The following is a 769-nucleotide window of genomic DNA, read 5'->3' on the forward strand; positions in this document are numbered from 1 at the left end:
TTCATCTGCCGCCACTTAGCTGCTTGTTCATTAGTCGCTGAATACTGCTGCTGAGCTTTAACAATAGTAGCTTCCACAATTGCTCTCTGGTGCTCCGCTCCTGCTTTTTGCTGTTGTTGCTTGGTACCCTCACTACTATTTGAAGGTTTCGAACTAGCTTGATTGCCATCGTCGTCAGTATCACTTGCAATTCCAAATGCTGTTGATAAGCTATATCGGCGATTATAAGTAATTGCACTACCAATACCTTGTGGGTCCTGCTTAGTTGGTTTTAACTCAGCCCCATCCACAACCATATACTGACCACTCTCGTGTATAATGATCGTGTGAATAATATTAGTGTTATTTTTTGTTGTTTCAATTTCTTGTGTATAACTTAGCCCAGTATCTTTTAGAGCATCGTCAATCACCTCAACTACATTTTCAAGAGGAACATACTTGCTTTTAAAAAATGGGTTATTCGCATCTTTTAGAGGTTGCTTTAATTGCTTTCGAAAAACTGAAAGCCCTTTAAATAAATCAACAACGTTATCACTCATCCTCATAATTAATTTACCTCCAATTGAATTTTTCCGTAGTGTCGTAAACACCAACTCGCTCAATATCTTTTTCAATATCAGTACCAAAACGTTTTTTAAGCTTGGCGGGTGACTTTAATTCAAAAGCATCCCATCCCCAATCTTTCAAAAATTCAGCCTTCACTGTACTAGTTAAATCACCAGTTTTTAAAGTGGTTGAGGTAGTGATATTTGCATGATTAAACTCAGTA

1 protein-coding gene and 1 pseudogene are annotated in these 769 nt (G+C 37.6%); both read right to left on the reverse strand.

The features are described 5' to 3' along the window. Positions 1–545 (reverse strand): ERF family protein (locus tag TT13_RS10850; RefSeq protein WP_145912386.1); only part of this gene is annotated, 545 nt, incomplete at its 3' end. A 7-nt stretch (positions 546–552) separates the two neighbouring features. After that, positions 553–769: pseudogene (locus tag TT13_RS11475) on the reverse strand (hypothetical protein); the annotation flags it as partial.

The sequence above is a fragment of the Weissella oryzae SG25 genome, from assembly GCF_000691805.2.
Lineage (GTDB): Bacteria > Bacillota > Bacilli > Lactobacillales > Lactobacillaceae > Weissella > Weissella oryzae.